The organism is Weissella ceti, from assembly GCF_018394055.1.
Taxonomy (GTDB): Bacteria; Bacillota; Bacilli; order Lactobacillales; family Lactobacillaceae; genus Weissella; species Weissella ceti.
This window is the reverse complement of sequence record NZ_CP074441.1, coordinates 771773-790575: the sequence shown is the minus strand read 5'-3', so window position 1 is coordinate 790575 and position 18803 is coordinate 771773. Positions and strand designations below refer to the sequence as shown.

The 18803-nt window shown below is 38.6% G+C and carries 13 protein-coding genes and 1 tRNA gene; 12 read left to right on the top strand and 2 right to left on the bottom strand.

Features of this window, described 5'->3' with window-relative positions:
- Window positions 1-44: 44 nt before the first annotated feature.
- The 12 genes from KHQ31_RS04075 (at window position 45) to KHQ31_RS04025 (ending at window position 15717) form a co-directional block, all read left to right on the top strand.
- A tRNA-OTHER gene (locus KHQ31_RS04075) sits at window positions 45-118 on the top strand.
- A gap of 55 nt (window positions 119-173) precedes the next feature.
- Complete coding sequence (locus tag KHQ31_RS04070) at window positions 174-704, top strand: hypothetical protein (protein WP_213408073.1); 531 nt, start codon at window positions 174-176, stop codon at window positions 702-704.
- Window positions 705-821: 117 nt separating this feature from the next.
- On the top strand, window positions 822-956 hold the full coding sequence (locus KHQ31_RS07890) for a hypothetical protein (RefSeq protein ID WP_264336084.1): 135 nt from the start codon (window positions 822-824) through the stop codon (window positions 954-956).
- Window positions 957-1988: a tyrosine-type recombinase/integrase gene (locus tag KHQ31_RS04065; RefSeq protein ID WP_213408071.1), complete on the top strand. Its 1032-nt coding sequence runs from the start codon at window positions 957-959 to the stop codon at window positions 1986-1988.
- Window positions 1989-2112: 124 nt separating this feature from the next.
- Window positions 2113-4938 carry a helicase C-terminal domain-containing protein gene (locus KHQ31_RS04060; RefSeq protein ID WP_213408069.1) on the top strand — a complete coding sequence of 942 codons (2826 nt, stop codon included), beginning with the start codon at window positions 2113-2115 and terminating at the stop codon, window positions 4936-4938.
- Between the two features lie 83 nt (window positions 4939-5021).
- A complete protein-coding gene (locus KHQ31_RS04055; RefSeq protein ID WP_213408067.1) occupies window positions 5022-5534 on the top strand; it encodes a cell wall elongation regulator TseB-like domain-containing protein in 513 nt (170 codons plus the stop codon).
- Window positions 5535-5544: 10 nt separating this feature from the next.
- Window positions 5545-6840, top strand: a complete 1296-nt coding sequence (gene asnS, locus KHQ31_RS04050) for an asparagine--tRNA ligase (protein ID WP_213408065.1) — start codon at window positions 5545-5547, stop codon at window positions 6838-6840.
- An 829-nt stretch (window positions 6841-7669) separates the two neighbouring features.
- Window positions 7670-10624 (top strand): KxYKxGKxW signal peptide domain-containing protein, encoded by a 2955-nt coding sequence (locus KHQ31_RS04045; RefSeq protein WP_213409710.1) that lies wholly within the window; start codon window positions 7670-7672, stop codon window positions 10622-10624.
- Window positions 10590-12074 (top strand): GA module-containing protein, encoded by a 1485-nt coding sequence (locus KHQ31_RS04040; protein ID WP_213408063.1) that lies wholly within the window; start codon window positions 10590-10592, stop codon window positions 12072-12074. Before KHQ31_RS04045 ends, KHQ31_RS04040 begins: the two co-directional genes overlap by 35 nt.
- 247 nt (window positions 12075-12321) lie before the next feature.
- Window positions 12322-12462, top strand: a complete 141-nt coding sequence (locus KHQ31_RS04035) for a hypothetical protein (protein ID WP_213408061.1) — start codon at window positions 12322-12324, stop codon at window positions 12460-12462.
- Between the two features lie 3 nt (window positions 12463-12465).
- Entirely contained in the window at window positions 12466-13227 is a 762-nt protein-coding gene (locus KHQ31_RS04030) for a DnaD domain-containing protein (protein ID WP_264336081.1), read from the top strand.
- Between the two features lie 333 nt (window positions 13228-13560).
- Complete coding sequence (locus KHQ31_RS04025; RefSeq protein WP_213409709.1) at window positions 13561-15717, top strand: C39 family peptidase; 2157 nt, start codon at window positions 13561-13563, stop codon at window positions 15715-15717.
- 172 nt (window positions 15718-15889) lie between these two features.
- On the opposite strand, the gene KHQ31_RS04020 is transcribed toward KHQ31_RS04025, so the two are convergent.
- Entirely contained in the window at window positions 15890-18157 is a 2268-nt protein-coding gene (locus KHQ31_RS04020; protein WP_213408057.1) for a transglycosylase domain-containing protein, read from the bottom strand.
- Window positions 18150-18761, bottom strand: a complete 612-nt coding sequence (gene recU, locus KHQ31_RS04015) for a Holliday junction resolvase RecU (RefSeq protein ID WP_213408054.1) — start codon at window positions 18759-18761, stop codon at window positions 18150-18152. The genes KHQ31_RS04020 and recU overlap by 8 nt, the downstream gene beginning before the upstream one ends.
- Window positions 18762-18803: the final 42 nt, after the last annotated feature.

Sequence of the window (18803 nt, the reverse complement as noted above, 5' to 3'; positions counted from 1 at the left end):
AATACTTAATAAAATAAAAATCCCACTCGAAAGAGTAGGCGTGTGGATCATTAGCTCAATTGGTTAGAACGGGTAGGTTATTACTTACTATGTGTCGGTTCTAGTCCGGCATGATTCGTTGTTTTGACTTAGAGGTTTAGTATGTTAAAAATGTTCCAGAAAGGTTTTATGGGATGAGAGAAAAACATAAATGTTGTTATATTATTTGGTATGTTCTAGGAATAGTAACAATTCTGTTAGGTGTTGGTTTAATCATAATAGGAACGAATTTGGAGAACTATCAAAATTCCACCATTGGTACAATTGCCTCTGCTTTTTATGATTCTGATGCAATTGTATGGGGTGGAATAATACTTATTATTGCTGGAGCATTATATTGTTTTCTTCTGTTGTCTGAGAATAAAAAGTTTGAAAATGAAGGCATGTTCAATGGTCATATAACTGAATTTTGGAAGATGAATGTAACCATTATTTGGTATATTACAATGATGGCCATTTTACCGGGCGCTTTTCTTATTAACGGGGGTTGGTCCATTGTATCTAACGCAGTCACTTTTGTGGGAGGTGTGATTATTCCTTGGTTTGTATTCTTAGATAAACCTAGAGCACAATCTGATGACAATGACTATATACCAATTTCGCAACGCTATAAGAAAAATATAAATCGTAGAACTATGGTGCGAGCTAGGCGCAAGCGCTATTAAACAATGTAATACTCAAATATACGTTTAATTCCGTCCAATATCTGATGACGTAAAAAGCTTAGTGTTTACTCCTAATAAAGCAACTGACGGGCGCTATATTAGCGAGAAGTAAGCAACATGACTATTACACAAAAAGCTAACGGTAAGTACAAGGTGCGTGTGTATATTGGAACTGATCCAATTACAGGCAAGCAAACCTATAAATCTGCTACCGCTAGTACTATAAAAGAAGCTAAATTAAAAGAAGCCTAATTGTCACTACGTGTTGATAGTGGGGAGATAGTTCCTAAATGGGAACAAGACAAGGTACAAGAACACTATACCTTTGATATGGCTTATGGAGAATGGTTTGAGATATACAAGCAACAAGACGTCACGCAGTCAACAATTGAACGGGTAGAATATTACTTTAATAAATATTTACTTGATCCTGAGTTGTTTGGTGGTTTGTACTTTGAACGTATGACGGTGCTTGATATTCAACGACGTGTAAACAAATTCATTCCTAAGTATGTTACAAGCAAGGCTATTCTTAGCTATGCGAAGCAAATTTTTAAGTATGCTATGGCTAGTGAACATATAGTTTGCGAAAAAAATTACCTTGATCTAGTTCGCATGGTTAAACCAAAGAAAGCAACCAAGCGAGCAGTAAGATACTATACAGAAACTCAATCACGACTTTTTGAACAAGGACTACAAGAAAAATATACAGAGAATCTTGTATATAGGATGTCTTACACTGTGTTATTACGTACAGGCATCCGTATAGGTGAGTTGTTAGGATTGCAATGGGAAAACTTAGACTTAAAAGCGCAGTCAGTCACACTAAATGGGCGTATGAGTCGTTTAGTGTCAGGACTACCCAAATATGAAGATGGGCTTAAAAACGGTGATGACGAGAGAATAATTGAATTAGATTCTGTGACGGTTTCATTATTACGTCAATGGAAGCACCACCAGAAGCAACAAGGGTTGATCAACGGTACGGGTTTTAACGAGCGGGATTATATTGTTAATGTCTCACAAAATGCGTTAGACGTTAATTTAAGACGTTTCAACGCATGGTATAACGATAACCACGATGAAGCATTACCTTGGCTTAATATTCATGGCTTGCGTCACACACACGCAAGTCTATTGATAAGTAACGGTGCGGAAATGAAGCAAGTATCCGATCGATTAGGACATAGGAATATGCTGACAACAGCTAATATCTATGCTGAAGTCACACCAAAGGCAAAGCGAGAAGTGGCAGAGTTGTTTAGCAAAATTATGGAGCTGTAATTAGCATCCAGACACTTTTACAGACTCTTCTAAAAGATTGAACGCTGAAAGCCTTTATATAAAGGCTTTTAGAAGATCTGTGTTATAATAAACAATATTACTTACGAGATGAATAGGTGGCTAGATGTTAAAACAAAACATTTATGCAGTAGTGGATCTGGAAACGACGCAAACCTCACTTGAGACGGGACGTATTATTCAAATTGCCATTGCATTTGTACAAAACAATAAAATCATTAACCAATATTCAACCTTGATTAATCCGGGGATGGTCATTCCACGCCATGTCGTGCAGTTGACTGGGATTGATTCAGCAATGGTGAAATCTGCACCAGCATTTGAAGATGTTGCGCATATGATTCACGCCATGCTACAAGGGACTGTATTTGTTGCGCACAATGTTAACTTTGACTGGCCATTTTTAAACGCTGAATTTGAGCGAGTAGGCTTAACGCCATTAACAGGGCAAGCAATCGATACAGTGACATTGAGCCAAATGTTATATCCAACGGCACCGGGATACCGTTTGATTGATATGGCGCAATATTTGGGTATTGATCACTTAAATCCCCATAAGGCAGACAGTGATGCCGCCACAACCGCAAGCTTGTTTATGAAGCTAGTGGAACGTGCACAAAGCTTACCAATGATTACGCTACAAACGTTGGTAAATCTACCTTTGAACCTACCAAAAGAAACCAGAATTATAATTGAACAAGCGCTCACTTATAATCAAAAAGAGCCAAAACAACTAGATAAATCATTGGAAGTGCTAGATGGGTTAGCGATTCGTCGTTTCTCTGCACCAGCGCCATTGGTAGCAAGTACAGACGTGAAATATCCGAAAAAACCAGCTGCTTTGGAACAGGTTTTAGGAGACTCATTTGCCTATCGTAAAGATCAAGCGAAGTTAATGAATTTCATCGAACACCATTATGCAGAAGACACTTTTGCAGATAGTGAGCCTGGTGAAAACGCGTTGGTGATTGAAGCACCTACAGGACTTGGAAAGACCCTTGGTTACTCATTGCCATATGCCTACTTAGCTAATCAATCAAATCGCAAGGTTGTGGTTGCAGTACCGACACTTGTTCAACAACAGCAAGTGACTAATTTGGTAAATCAAAAATTGAATCCAATCCTACCATTTGAAACGCGTGCGGTAAGTTTGAAGGGGCGTACACACTATGTCAATTTACAAAGCTTCCGTCGCGCATTGAATGTGGACGAAGGATCAACTGGCCTACAATTTACTAAAGCACAAATTTTGGTCTGGTTAACTGAAACTCTGACTGGTGATTTTGATGAATTGAATCTCCTAAATCCACCTGCTGATTTCTTACAGAAGTTAACACAAGCAGCGAATAATCCAACTGGTTCTGCTTTTTACGGGCATGAATTCTTTGAACGACAATTAGTTGTGGCCAATGAAGCACAATTCTTAGTGATTAATCATGCCTACTTAACAACGTATGCACAAGAATTGGGTAAGCAAGATCAAACACCATTCTTGGTGATTGATGAACCACAACACTTGCCGGATGCTATTATTGACCAAAATCGTCGTCAATTAGACTTTACGAGTTGGCAATATGCGGTTAGCCAAGCATTAGACTTAGTTGTTCGTAACGAGGATAGCTTGCAAGAAATCTTGGCGCGTATTCCAGCTGGTAATCGTTTGAAGCACGAATTTATTCTGCAATTAAAGCAATTATTGACAGAGATTCCACAATTAGAGAAGAAATTCTATCGTCGCTTCTTGTTGAACCGTAAACAAGTAGGAGCGACCGAAGGTCATTTAGAAGTACCGTTGAATGTGTCAGAGTTAGCGCTATTCTTTATTGAACAAACCAATCGTATGCAGAAGGTGAAGGGGAATATTCAAGCAATTGAAGATGCCTTGGATAAGCTGTTAACTGGCTTTAGTGAATTGAAGAATGTGTTCTCTGTATCTGAACGTCAAGCTTTGGCGGATTTCCGCCGCTGGTTACGTGTTATCAAGCGTGATGACTTATATCTAACTGATTTCCAAGAGAATATCATTGAATATCCACAGGCTTCTGTCTTTTGGTTAACACTATCAAAGCGTGAAGATATCAATTACTTGAAATTAAGTGGTGGCTTATTAAATACAACTGATTACTTCAAGGACAAAATTTACCCACACTTCATGCCAGCGACTTTGATTGGTGCAACTCTGTTTACATCAACTAAGTCTAGCTACTTGTATGAACGTTTGGATCTAAATCGTGAAACGGCCGAAGTACATCAATTTGATGATGTTTATGATTACGAAAAGCAAACGCAGATGCTACTGGTAGAGGATGCCGTTAGTCCAACTGACAGTCGCTACCCAGTTTATATTGCTAAGCAACTTGAACATATCATGAATGTAACGCAAGAAAATACGTTGGTTTTATTTAACTCATTAGAGATGATTGAACAAGTGTTCCATTACATGCAGCAACATCAAATGCCACAAAAGCATGGCATGACTTTGTTAGCGCAAGGTGTAACTGGAACCAAAGGACGTATCTTAAAGCGTATGCAATCGGAAAATAAGATGATTGTCTTGGGTGCGAATAGTTTCTGGGAAGGCGTTGACTTACCTAATGAACAAGTTCGTTTAGTCGTGATTACACGTCTACCATTCGATGCCCCAAATACCATTCCACAAAAGGCTGAAGAAAGCATTCTAAAGGCTGCTGGAAAACAACCATTCTACAATAGCGTCTTACCTAAGGCAGTCTTACGATTACGTCAAGGAGTTGGTCGTTTATTACGAACAGAAAAAGATTACGGTGCGATTGTGATCTTAGATTCACGTATTGTCCAAAAGACATACGGAAAGACATTGCGAAAGATGTTACCTAAGAAAATGCCGCAATTGGTTGTTAAGGGAAATGACGTGTCTGAACACTTACAAAAATTCTTTACAGAACATCGCTAACCCCTTTTCACGGTGGGGTTTTTCTGATAAAGTATTAAATAGTTTTAGATATGTTCTTATGATGCAAATGGAGACGTCACGATATGGAAATTAGGCAGACGCCACAGGCGATGCGTCGTGAACGACGTGCCCGTTGGTTTAAAATTATTGGTAGTATCGTGGGTGTCGTAGCCATCGTGGTTGCGTTCTTCATGTTGTCAACGCATCCGATGCGTGAAGGGCAACAACGTTTGACGCAATTAGCCACTGACCAATTTAATTTGGTTGATGTGAAGCAGTATTATTCTGTGTCACGTGATGATGTCTATACGTCACTTGTGGGTACGAATAAAAAGAATCAAACGATTGGTGTTATCCGAAATAATACAACAAGCGAATTAATGGAAATCGACATGAGTACTGGTTGGTCTGCTAAAAAGGTTCGTAATGATGTAGAAGCTCGCTTTGCACCAAAAGAGATTACTAGCTTTGGAATGGGGATTTACGATAGTGTTCCCGTCTGGCTAGTAACGATTATTGAAAAAGATGATAATTTGACGCTATTGACTTACCAATTTTCTGATGGGAAGATCATTCGCGCGATAGAAAACTTATAGGAGTATAACGATGGAAACAATTCGTATTGAAGATGCACCACAATTTGTCGGTAAAGAAGTTCGCTTAGGAGCTTGGCTACGTAATAAGCGTGGATCTAACAAGATGCAATTCTTGCAACTACGTGATGGAACAGCATTTTTCCAAGGTGTTGCTTCTAAGGAAGTTGTTGGAGAAGACATCTTCGCTAAGATTAAGGCGTTGACTCAAGAAACAAGCATGTACTTGGTTGGTACAATCCGCCAAGACGAACGTTCACCATTTGGATACGAAATGGATATTAAGGATGTTACTGTTGTTGGTGCATCTGAAGGGTACCCAATCACACCAAAGGAACACGGAACTGATTTCTTGATGGATCACCGTCACCTATACCTACGTCACATCCAACCATTCGCGGTTTTGCGTATCCGTAATACATTGATCGCAGCCACTTACGAATTCTTCAACAAGGAAGGATTCATTAAGATTGACTCACCATTGTTGACTAGCTCAGCGCCAGAAGGAACAACTGAATTGTTCTCAACTGATTACTTCGGTAACGATGCCTTCTTGTCACAAACTGGTCAATTGTATGGTGAAGCAGGGGCAATGGCCTTTGGTAAGGTCTTCACATTTGGGCCTACTTTCCGTGCCGAAAAGTCAAAGACTCGTCGTCACCTAACTGAATTCTGGATGATTGAACCAGAAATGGCCTGGATGGAACAAGCCGAATCTCTTGAAATTCAAGAACGTTACGTTGCTTACATGATTCAAGCAGTTCTAGATCGTAACCAATACGAACTAGACTTGCTAGGGCGTGACAAGGAATTGTTGGCTTCATACACAAAGCTACCTTACCCACGTGTTTCATATGATGAAGCAATTAGGTTGTTGCAAGAAAACGACTTCGACGTAGAATGGGGAGTTGACTTTGGTTCACCAGAAGAAACATTCTTGGCTAGCCACTTCAACAGTCCAGTCTTTATTACTAACTTCCCTAAGGAAATTAAGGCCTTCTACATGAAGCGCCACCCAGACCGCGATGATGTTGTTGTTTCAGCTGACTTGTTGGCCCCTGAAGGATACGGAGAAATCATCGGTGGATCAGAACGTGATATCGATTACGATTACCTAGAAGGTCGTATTAAGGAAATGGGACTTGATCTTGAAGAATATGCTTGGTACCTAGACTTGCGTCGCTTCGGTGCCGTGCCTCACTCAGGATTCGGACTAGGACTAGAACGTATGATTACTTGGGTTACTGGAGAAGAACACATTCGTGAAGCTATTCCATTCCCACGTACAACTACTCGTTTGAAGCCATAATTTAATAGATCAATAATTTAACACGCTAATTCATGCACTTGAATTGGCGTGTTTTTTTGTATCTACGATGAAACGGGATCGTGAAAAATAAAAGAGATATAGAGGATTCATGCATTTTAATTAAGGTTATTCTGATAGTTAACGATGTAGATAATACTGTAATTATGCGTTGAAAAACGCTATGAGTATGGATAAGTAAGCATAAATTATTTTTAGAGCTTATCTACGAATTTTTTGAAAAATAATTAAAAAATGATATTTATGCATTTTATTGTTTTTTTTGCATATTAGATTCAGTCTATAGAAGACAAAGTGACGAAGTTTTTTTAAAAAAACAAATAAATTTCAAATAACATACGTTTTTTTGAATTATTTGTTGTAATTAATAAAAAATAAAAAAATAAGTAACGGGATATACAAAATGCAATGTGAATGTTTATAGATTGTTGATATGACTAGGCGTGTTGGGTGGTATTGTAACTAATTAAAACCTGTTGTAGTATATAAAAAACAGAAATAATGTTGATGGTATTTGTATTGAGGGAATTCAATTATATTTCAAATATTTCTTAATTAAACGTTTCGTCTTACTTTTAAAAAATATCGTATGTATGTTTTTAAAATAACATCATCATTTTTAATGATTTGAAACAATGTTCATGGAGGACTGGTGCGGGAATTATGAGTAATCGATTGTGATGATAAAAGTATTTAAAACCACAATCAATGTGAGTGAATCAAATGACGAGGTTTGTTGTATTAATCAATATAAGGGTATGTTGATTAAATTGATCGCTAAATGATCTGTATGAGAAAAGGGAATTTATAAATGAATAAGAATATGCTTAAGAAGCCAGAAGTAACTAAAACTAATTTTAAGATGTATAAAGATGGAAAGCATTGGGTCTTCGCAGGTCTAATGCTTTTAACTGTGCCTATGGCATTGATGGGTAGTCTAGAAGTTTCAGCAGCGGAAACGGAAAAGAAGGTAACATCTGCTACTGCATCGGCAGGTGATGAAGCAGATACCGTAAAAATGCCATCTATTGAATCACCCTCATTAAAAGAAGAAACAACATCTGAATCTACGGAAGACGCAGTTACACCAACATATACTGAAAATGTTCAACCTATGTTGGCTATTTCAAAAGCCGATGCACTTGCTAGATTAGAAAAGTTTACTTATTTAACTTCTGAACAAAAGAAAACCTATGCCGATCGAATTAATAATGCGGGTGTAATATTAGGAAACAGTGTGGACTGGATTATTGAACAGGCAGAAGCGACAAACACAATTCGTTCATATGATAATATTAAGGATTATTTTGCCTTATTAGAATCACAGGTCAATCGTGGAACAAGTAGTGGAGCCATGTCGTTGAACATGATTACACAACGAGCGAAAGCGATGTCTGAAATTCGTGCGTTAAACGTGCCTGAAGGCGAAACTTTGATTAACATTGTTAAAGATGAAGCAGCTGTAACAGCAACTGTTGATAATCAAGTTGATAAGGCAAAGCGTCTGAAGTCTTTGCGTGCTTTACCTAACTTAACAGAAGCGGACAAAACAAAGTTTGCTAAAGAAATCATGGACGAAAAGGCGGATTCTGCACATTTGGTTACAACTAAATCAAATGTCGCCAATAGTATTCGTGGTAACGCAGGATTAGATGACGCAAAGGATAAAAATGGGCTAATTACTTTACTAGATACAGTAGACCCAGCCTTGGTACAAAAGCGTGCCGATGCTATCGCAGGTATTCGTACAGCTGAACATTTAGATGTTTCAGACGTAACCAACCTACGTGTCAAGATGATTAATGCAACTGATCAAAATCTGCAACTATTTATTGATCAAGGAACATCTGTTAATAAAATTCGTGGTAATCAATCACTTACAAATGATGACAAAAACAAATTGGCCAATCAAATTTTATCTAGTTCTAAATCGGGTGATATAACTTTTACAAATCAAAAAGCTAGTGACATCACGGATATTCGTGATAACAAGACATTAACAACAGCTGATCAGGATGCGTTAGTTAAACTTATCGTAGATGGTGTTTCGTCAAATTCGATTAAATTAAGCAATCAAAAGGCTAGTGAAATGACGAAGGTTCGTAATATGAAGAACCTGACGGATGCCGAGAAAAGTCAACTAAATGCAGCTATTTCAGCAGCTAAAACAGTAGCTGAAGTAACTGAATTAGGCTCGAAAGCTGCAGCTATGGATGAAATCCGTGGACGCAAAATTACAGACAATGAAAAGAATACACTGAATGAAGGGGTATTTAAGGCTGTCGAAGGTAGTGGGCTACCAATTCTTGGTTGGGGTAAAGTAACCGTTGATGAACAAGTTGGTGCTGCTAAGGGTAAGGCCACGATGGTTGAAGAAGTTCGTGGTATGCAAAACTTGACTCAAACTGAAAAGAATGTCATTTCAAAAACTATAATGGAGGCTGGTAGCAAGGATGTTGCTGACTTCGAAATGGAACGCGCCAAGTATATTAATGCTTTGCGTGGTATGGATGCGTTAACTGACGCAGATAAGAATACATTGGCAACACAAATGATGAATGCCAAGGATTCTCTTGATTTGAAATTTGCTAAGCAAAAAGCTGAAAAAGTGCAAAATGCTCGAAAGAATTACAACAAATTGACTCCACAACAAATGGAAAAATTTGCAACTGACCTAAAAAATAGTAAGACTGTTTTGGGGTATGAATTGGTTGATAAGAAGGCTAGTTCTGTAAACGAAATCAATGGCATGGATGCTTTGACACAATCTGAAAAGAATGTGTTCATTAAGGAATTACAAGCTGCTGATTCTCAAAGTAAAGTTCAAAATATTTTGGATCGTGCTAATAAGCTACATGAAGAAATGAAGGCAATTGGTGGAAGTAAGTTGGACTTAGATATCACTAATGATGTTAAAGTTAAGTATCCACAAACAGATCGAAACATCAAGTTGGAGTCTTTGTCTGTTCGTTACATTCAAAAAAATCAAGAAACGAATAAAGACGGGCGTGTTATGTTGAATGCCCACGTTCGTGTGCCTTGGGGATTGAATATTCAACAATTAATTAGTAATGAAGGGGTTTACCTACAAATTCCCCATACATTAGGAACTGATTTTGAAGTTGAATTTATCCAAAACGGACAAAAGCAAAAAGTGAAATGGGATCCAGCTGGTGGAACATGGCGAATGGAAACCGGTGGAATGTTGATTGTGTCAGGTGACGAAGATTTGGAAATTCGTGTATCATTTAAGCCTAAGAAGTTGGAGAAGAGTGACTTCCTTACTATTGGATACGAACGTCAAAAAAACATTATTGACACATGGTTGACTGGTGGAATTAATGACCAAATTATCATTGAATTTGGTGATGCAGCTGAAGATATTAATAACTTGCATGATGCTAACCAAGGTGTCGACAAGATTACAGAAGAAGCTGTTACAGAAGAAGAAAAGAAAGATGCTCAGGATCTTCGTGATGAGTTGGATGAAATCACTAATAGCGAAGATTTGAAGGACTTCTTGGATAAGATTGAAAAGTTACAAGAAGTGAAGGATGCTAAGGATAAGGCAAAAGAAACACTTGATAATTTGCACAACTTAAGTAAAGAAGAAAAGGATGCTTTCTTAGATCAAATCAACAAGGGAACAAATCTGGAAGAAATTCAACGTATCGTTGATGAAGCTAAAGCAAAGGATGCTCAAAATCTTGCAGAAGCTCAAAAGGAAGCTAATGATGCCATTCAATACTTTGCCCAATCTAACTGATGAGGAAAAGAAGGTATTTCAAGATAAAATAAAGGAACTTGATAAGATTTCAGATATTAATCCTATTTTGGAAGATGCATTAGCTCAAGACGCCCAAAACTTGAACGCAGCCAAGGACGAAGCCAAGAAGAACATCGATAAGATGGACAACTTGAGCAAGGACGAAAAGGATGCCTTCAAGAATGAAATTGATGGTGTAACAGATATCAAGGACATTAAGCCGATTGAAGATAAGGCCGCCGAAAAGGATGCCCAAAACTTGAAGGACGCCAAGGACGAAGCTAAGAAGAACATCGATAAGATGAACAACTTGTCAGATAAGGAAAAGCAAGACTTTAAGGATCGCGTAGATGGGGCAACTAAGGTTGAAGACGTCAAGGCAATCGAAAAGGAAGCGCAAGACCTAAACGACAAGAACAAGGCTGAATTGGACAAGCACAAGGATGACGCCAACAAGGGTATCGACGGCTTGGATAACTTGACACCAGAAGAAAAAGACAAGATCAAGGAAGACATCAACAACGGTAAGACGAAGGAAGATGTGAACAAGATCGTCGAAGAAGCTGAAAAGGCCGACAAGGAAAAGCAAGCTGAAAAGGACAACGATAACAATAAGCCAGATCAGATTGGACAAACACCCCTTATTAACTTGATTATTAAATCTGGTGATAAGATTTTGTTAAATATTTCTGACGTTGTGAATAACAAGGATTCAAAACACGATGAATGGAAGCAATTTGTAGAAAATACTCATGCGTTTGAAAATCATGTACGTCAATGGGGAAAGAAGCATGGATATGAATTAACTGAAATTCAAGTTCGTGAAATTCAAGTATTGATGAGTATGCTTATGTCTGAACGGGCCGCTAAAGCAAACTCATTTGAAAATGGCAAGGCGTATGAAGTTGTTGTAGAAATGGTGCCAGTGGACAGCAAGGATGATTCAAACAAGTCAACAGATGATGACAAGAATGGAACAAACAAGCCAAACACAGATGGTAAGAATGATTCAAACAAGTCAACAGACACTGACAAGAATGGAATAGACAATCCAAAGACAGACGGTAAGGATGATTCAAACAAGTCAACAGATGATGACAAGAACGGAACAGACAAGCCAAACACAGATGGTAAGGATGATTCAAACAAGTCAACAGACACTGACAAGAATGGAATAGACAATCCAAAGACAGACGGTAAGGATGATTCAAACAAGTCAACAGATGATGACAAGAATGGTGTAATTGAAAATATGGCCTTTGACACAAACAAGTTAAAGACTGATAAGGTTTCATTGAAAGATGCGGTCGAATCATCTGGCTCAAAAAAAGCAGAGCAAGAAGAACTGCCAAATACAGGATCAGAGACTACTAATACTACTGCGGCATTAGCTGGATTAGCGGTTCTGTTGGGAACAATGGGAACTTTCTTCCGTCGTAAGAAGGGTTAATAAAACCAGTGGAACTTCTGCACTAGTTGTGAAATAAAATAGGTATTAAACGAAAGCCGTAATTATAATAATTACGGCTTTTTGTTTAGTTGGGATTATTACAAGATAGCCAAGGAACATAAATCGAATGTTCTAAATCGTGTTGACTGATGTTGAATATGATATGATAAAAAGATAAACGGTAGCTGTTAATCAGAACTGGTTCGATAATTATTTGAGAAACTATTATCAAGTTGAGGGAGAAGAAATGAAATTATTTAATGAAGATTTGTTAACTATTTCAGTTGAAAAGAGTAAGAAAGAGACTATTGTAACCGCTAATGTTGGTCGAGTGGTTTGGTTGGCATTTGTATCATTGATTGTAATGGTTTTGTTTGTAAAGCGTTAAGATATGGACAATCAAGAAAAAATAACAGCATTTTTTAATGCCCCTACGGTAAGTCTTAATGTGTATCTAATGACACATTATAGAGAGCTAGGGATGACCAATGATGAATTTTTATTAATGACGCATATTCAGAGCCAAATGGTGATGTTAGATGGCGATGTGGATATCCATGGCTTAGAAAAAAGCTTAGGCTGGACATCTAACACCATTTCTAAAATTGTGGAACAACTACGTGAAAAGGGTTATATGACAGATCATGCCAAACGAGATCGAGATGGTAAGGTGGCGACACAATTAGATTTTTCACCCTTGTATTTAAAGCTAATTACTTTGGATGCTGATGCTTTGGCTACTGAAACAGTGTCGTCACGTGTAGAAACGCAACGAGAAGGTGTTTTAGAGCAAGTTAATACATCTCAGAACAGTTCTCTATCACGTGCTGATATTTTTAATATGGTTGAGAGAGAATTTGGACGTCCATTGAGTCCGATTGAAATTAATACAATTAAGAACTGGTTTGAAATTGATCATTTCCGACCAGATTTTATTCAAGTGGCAATTCAAGAAGCCGTACTAAATAATGCGTTGAATTTACGTTATATCGAAACGATTTTAGCTTCTTGGCAAAAGAAGAATTATCATTCATTACAGGATGTCTATAATGAAAAACAAAAACATCAACAATTTAAACAACGTGAATCAAATGACTTACCAGATGTAGCATGGGATGTAGATATTCAAAATACGGATTGGTCTAAGTTTTAAGTATAACTAAGTTACTATGGAAGTATGTCTGGATGAATTGTATGTTTGATTAGCGCTAGTAAGACCAGTTATCGGTGGTATACCGACAACTGGTCTTTTTGTTTTGTTTAAATCTAGCGGGTGCAAACGTTTTTTCACTACATGTTGCATGTTTTTGTATTTATTTAATTGTTTAAGGTTGTTAACGTTTTAGGTGTGTTTGTATTTAATCTACTTCTTTTTAAAATGCAAATAAATATTGTAAATATAATTATGGTGTTTTTTGAAACTTAATGGTATCTTAATTATGTATCGTGAGTAAGATATGATTTGGTATATAAAGGGAGATTGGAAATGAACGAGAAACGTCATTTTAAAATGTATAAGCAAGGTAAGATTTGGGTTACAGCCTTGGCGGGACTAGGGGCATTAGCAATGGGAGCTGTGTCAGTAGAAGCCGCTGAAATTAACGTACGTAAGGCACCGATTGCGGCGCAAACAGTTAAAGTAGAGTCAAATAAAGAAATTGATACTAAGACAACTACTAAGTCTGTATCATCAAAGACGCCTGAAAAGAAAAACGTCGAAGAGGGAATTTCAAAGTCTGCTTCATTGGACCAGACTGATGCAAAAGCAACGCTTAAATCAGATAGTAAGTTGGAATCAACATCAAAGCCAGAAAACGACACTAAGGCAGTGAAAAAAGAATCTGTTGCTGAAGCAGACAAGCCAGTTAAAAAATCAGAAGTGAAGTCTGTCGTTAAGACAGCTGAAAAAGTAACACCTAAGAAGACAACCAGTGATGCAGAAAAAGATGCTGAAAAGCCTGTTGTTAAGAATGGATGGCATGGGGATAAGTACTTTAAGAATGGCAAGGAGCTAACTGGACAACAAACAATTAACGGAAAGACATACTTGTTTGGTGCAGACGGAAAAGCCAAGAAGGGCTTCCAAACAGTTGGCAAGAACAAGCAATACTACGATAACAACTTTGTTCAACGTAAAAACGGCTATGTTAATCTTGATAAAAATAGCACGTACTATCTAAAGGATGGTAATGCCATTCAAGGTGTCCGTAAGTTTAAGGATAGCAAGGGTAAGGATAAAATCGAAGTTTATAACGCAAAAACGCATAAGCAACTTCGCAATACTTACTATATTTTGAATAAAAATACTAAGGCAGAAAGTGCTTACTACCTAGGAGCAGATGGTCGCGCTATCCAAGGAATTCGTAAGTACAAAGATAGTAAGGGAAAGACACAAATCGAAACTTATAATTGGTCAACACATAAGCAAATGCGAAATGCTTATTACATGATTGATAAGGGAACCAAGACACCTACTAACTATTACTTAGGTAATGATGGTCGTGCGATCCAAGGGATCCGCAAGTACAAGGATAGTAAGGGAAAGACACAAATTGAAACTTATAACTGGTCAACACATAAGCAAATGCGAAATGCTTACTACATGATCGATAAGGGAACCAAGACACCTACTAACTATTACTTAGGTAAGGACGGTCGTGCCATCCAAGGAATCCGCAAGTACAAGGATAGTAAGGGAAAGACACAAATCGAAACTTATAACTGGTCAACACATAAGCAAATGCGAAATGCTTATTACATGATCGATAAGGGAACCAAGACGCCTACTAACTATTACTTAGGTAAGGACGGTCGTGCCATCCAAGGAATCCGTAAGTACAAGGATAGTAAGGGAAAGACACAAATTGAAACTTATAACTGGTCAACACATAAGCAAATGCGAAATGCTTACTATGTCATTGATAAGGATAAGAAGGTTCAAAGTGCTTACTATCTAGGATCAAATGGTCGTGCCATTAAGGGCTTACGTCAATTTGGAAATAATGTTGAATACTACGATAATAATTTCAAGCGTGTAGCCAATAAGTGGCAAACGGTTAAGAATACACGTTATCACTTTGGAAAGAATGGTAAGGCAACAGAAGTATTGTTGAATTACAAGTATTATTCACAACTACAACAAGGCGCACCACAAGGATGTGAAGGGGCTTCAATGCAAATGGCCTTGTCACATAAGGGGCGTTATGTGCCTTCATTGAAGGAAATTTACAAGAAGACTGGTTCTGGCTACAAAGTAAGTCCACATAAGGGATTCTACGGAAACCCATTCGGAAATGGTGGGGCAGTTACTGAAACAATTTTTGCAAGTGCGCTAGCTAAGAGCTACAAGCATGCAGGAGCGGCCGATTTGACGGGAGCCAAGAAGAAGGACATTATTCGTGAATTGAATCGCGGAAACGCAATTGTTACCTGGGCGGACTATTCATGGCGCCTAACAGGAGCACATTCTTTCCACGTTATGTCTATTGTTGGTTACAATAATGGAAGTTTCTTGATTGCGGATCCATATGCTTATGGAAAGCGTACTCTTTGGGTGAACCAAAACACATGGGAATATGTAAATTCAAATACACAAACATTGGGTTATAAAGCACCACGTTCAATGAACATGGTTATTCGTTAAGAATAGTTTGTGATGAAAAGACGCCTTAGATTGCATAAGTACTCTAAGGTGTCTTTTATTATTCATTCATGTATGTGATTGTATGAGTTATAACTTTATGCGTTAAAAATAAAAAAGCAAAACAAAAAACCGATCATCCTCTAATAGGGTGATCGGTTTTTAGGTTCTTCGTTTAAGCGGGTTGTGAAGATGCAGCTTGGCGTCGAGCCTTGCGTTCACTTTGAGAAGTAGCAGAAGAAGAAGATTCTGTTACGCTAGTTTTTTTTTCAGAAGATGAACTACTTGATTCTTCTTCTGAAGAGGTTGATGACTTTTCAGAAGAAGACTTCTTACTTGGACGTGAGGGAGCAGGAGCACCAATGTTAAGACCAGGGTCGTTAAATGTTGCGCCTGAAACTTCGTATTCCGTCTTACCATACTTTGTTACTGTGTTAACAGAGTTTGGTGTTTCCCAAGGTGTGCCATCAGTATCCTTCAATACTTCGCCAGACATGATGTAGTTCATCAATGCACTGTACGTACGTAATGGTAGATATTGTTCTTCACCACGCATTAGATAATGACCAGGAACGTTTGGTTGATCATATCCAACCCAAGTGGAAATTGTTGCAGACTTAGTGAATCCAGTGAACCAAGCATCAGAAGCAGCACCGTCTGGAACTTGAATATCAGTATCGTAGCCAACGACACCTGTCTTACCAGCTTGTGCATAAGCTGAAGTAGCGACGATGTTGGCATATGAATCAGAAATAACTGATTGCATCATACTGTTTGTCATGAAAGCAGTTGCTGAAGTCATGGCAGTTGTTCCAGAAGGGGTAAAGTCTTTGGTTACACCAGCTTGATCTTGTAGGCTTGAAACGTAAGTTGGTTTGAAGTATTGTCCACCATTACTGAAAGCTGAGAAAGCCGCAGCTTCTTGTTCTGATGAGATATCAATACCAATTGCGTTTCCGGCAATCATATCGGCTGGCTTAATGTTAATTCCTAGACCTTCCAAGAACTTAGAAGAACGCTCTGTTCCAACTTCTTCGAATGTTTGGATGGCAGGGATGTTACGTGACTTGGCTAATGCTTCGCGCATTGTCATTGGACCTTCGAACTTGTTGTCCCAGTTATTAACCGGAACATCTGTACCTGGGTATGTGTACTTTTTATCATCAAGCGCACGGTAAGTAGGCCAGTTTAGATATTCGATTGCTGGACCGTAATCCACGATTGGCTTAGCTGTTGATCCGGCTGATCGACTACGTTGTGTGGCACGGTTTAGTCCGAAGACGTGATCCGTCTTACGTCCACCAATTTGTGCCAAAACGCCACCGTTCTTAGGATCAGTAACTGTCAAACCAACTTGGACGTCATCGTTTGGCCAAGCGACAGCTTCTTCACCATTTGTGATTTGGTAGGCACGCTCTTGAATCTTTGAATTCAAGTTTGTCTTTACCTTTAGTCCGTCACGGGCAGGCTCGTAACCAAGACGTGTTAATTCATTAAGCGTAGAAGTAATGTATGCATCAGAAACTTTGGCATTTTCTACACTTGCTTCTGATTCAGGATGACTATCAGTCAATCCCTTAGTAACAGACGTCTTCATGTATTCCTTAGCTTCCTTATCAGAAATCGTTCCGTAAGTAGCCATGGCACTCAAAACATCATTACGACGCTTAGTAGCCCCTTCAGGGTTTGTATAAGGATCATAACCAGAAGGGGATTGAGGCAATCCGGCCAACAAGGCAATTTCTGGAGGTGTTAAATCAGAGACAGCTTTACCATAGTAGTACTTGGCAGCGGTCTTCATACCATATACACCATTACCCATATAAACTTTGTTCATATAAAGGGTTAGAATATCGTTCTTACTGTATTCTTTTTCAACCTTGGTTGCTAGATAAGCTTCTTGTGCTTTACGCTTGATTGTTTGATCAGCACTTGCAGTTGAGAAAACTGTCAACTTGACCAATTGTTGCGTCAAGGTTGATCCACCTTGTAGACCAAGTGATGACCCAATAATGTTAGCAAATGTGGCACCAATGATACGTCGAGGATCAACACCGTGGTGTTGGTAGAAACGACGATCTTCAATAGCAACAACGGCATCACGAAGTTCCTTAGGAAGTTCAGATGTCTTGGCTACTTGACGAGTTTGATTACCTGTTGTGTAGAAAACGCGTCCTTCACTATCAAGTAATTGTGTTTGTGATGTACCACGTAGGGCAGCATCAGTAATTTGTGGCGCGGTAGCCGCATAGTACGTAAACATTGCACCACCAGCTGCCATTCCGATGACAGCAACGGTAGAACCAATCAATAAAGTGTTACGTAAAATACGCTTCGGGCGGCTGCCACCTTGGCGAGCCTTTTTCTTTTGACTTTTCTTATTCGCCGTGGAAGCGGAAGATTTTCGTGTATTACGCTTCATGCGTGAATGTTCATCAGCCATTTTGTTCTCCTTTAGCTAACAATTGATCAATTGCGTCAAGATAGGGGGCCTGAATTTGTAGTCCAGGTGTTACTAAAACACCATGTTCAACAAATGCATCATATGGAATAGATTTCCGACCATTCTCTTGATTGTCCCAATATTGGAATAATAGGGTCGCGGGAATAACAAACGTTTCTTGGCGAGCCGTGAAACGAATGATGAAAACTGCCAACCCATGTTGGGTGTGGATTTGACGTAAATGAGCAACTTGATGGGCGTGTACATTCTTTAACGGAAATGATTGCTTATTAGCAGTCTCTTTTGCATCAAAGTCAATGTACCGACCGGAGTAGAGGCCATTGTAGTCAGTAGTTGAGGCCTGGGTAAAATAGGCTTCTGTAATTTTAGCAGCAGCGCGTTCAGGATAGTTTACCTTAACGATTTGGATGGGTGTAGGTTTCTTATGAATAACTGCACGTCCAGTTTCAAGGTAATACTGATTCGCAACATTAATGTCTCCTTCCAGAGTCATCCCACGATTACTTGTGCCTAATGACAGTGATGATTTCGCTGTTCGTTTAGGACCAGTGTATGGTTGCCCATTCGGATAATTGAATGTCATATTATTGCCTCCAAAATTAATAACTAGTTAATTATATCAAAT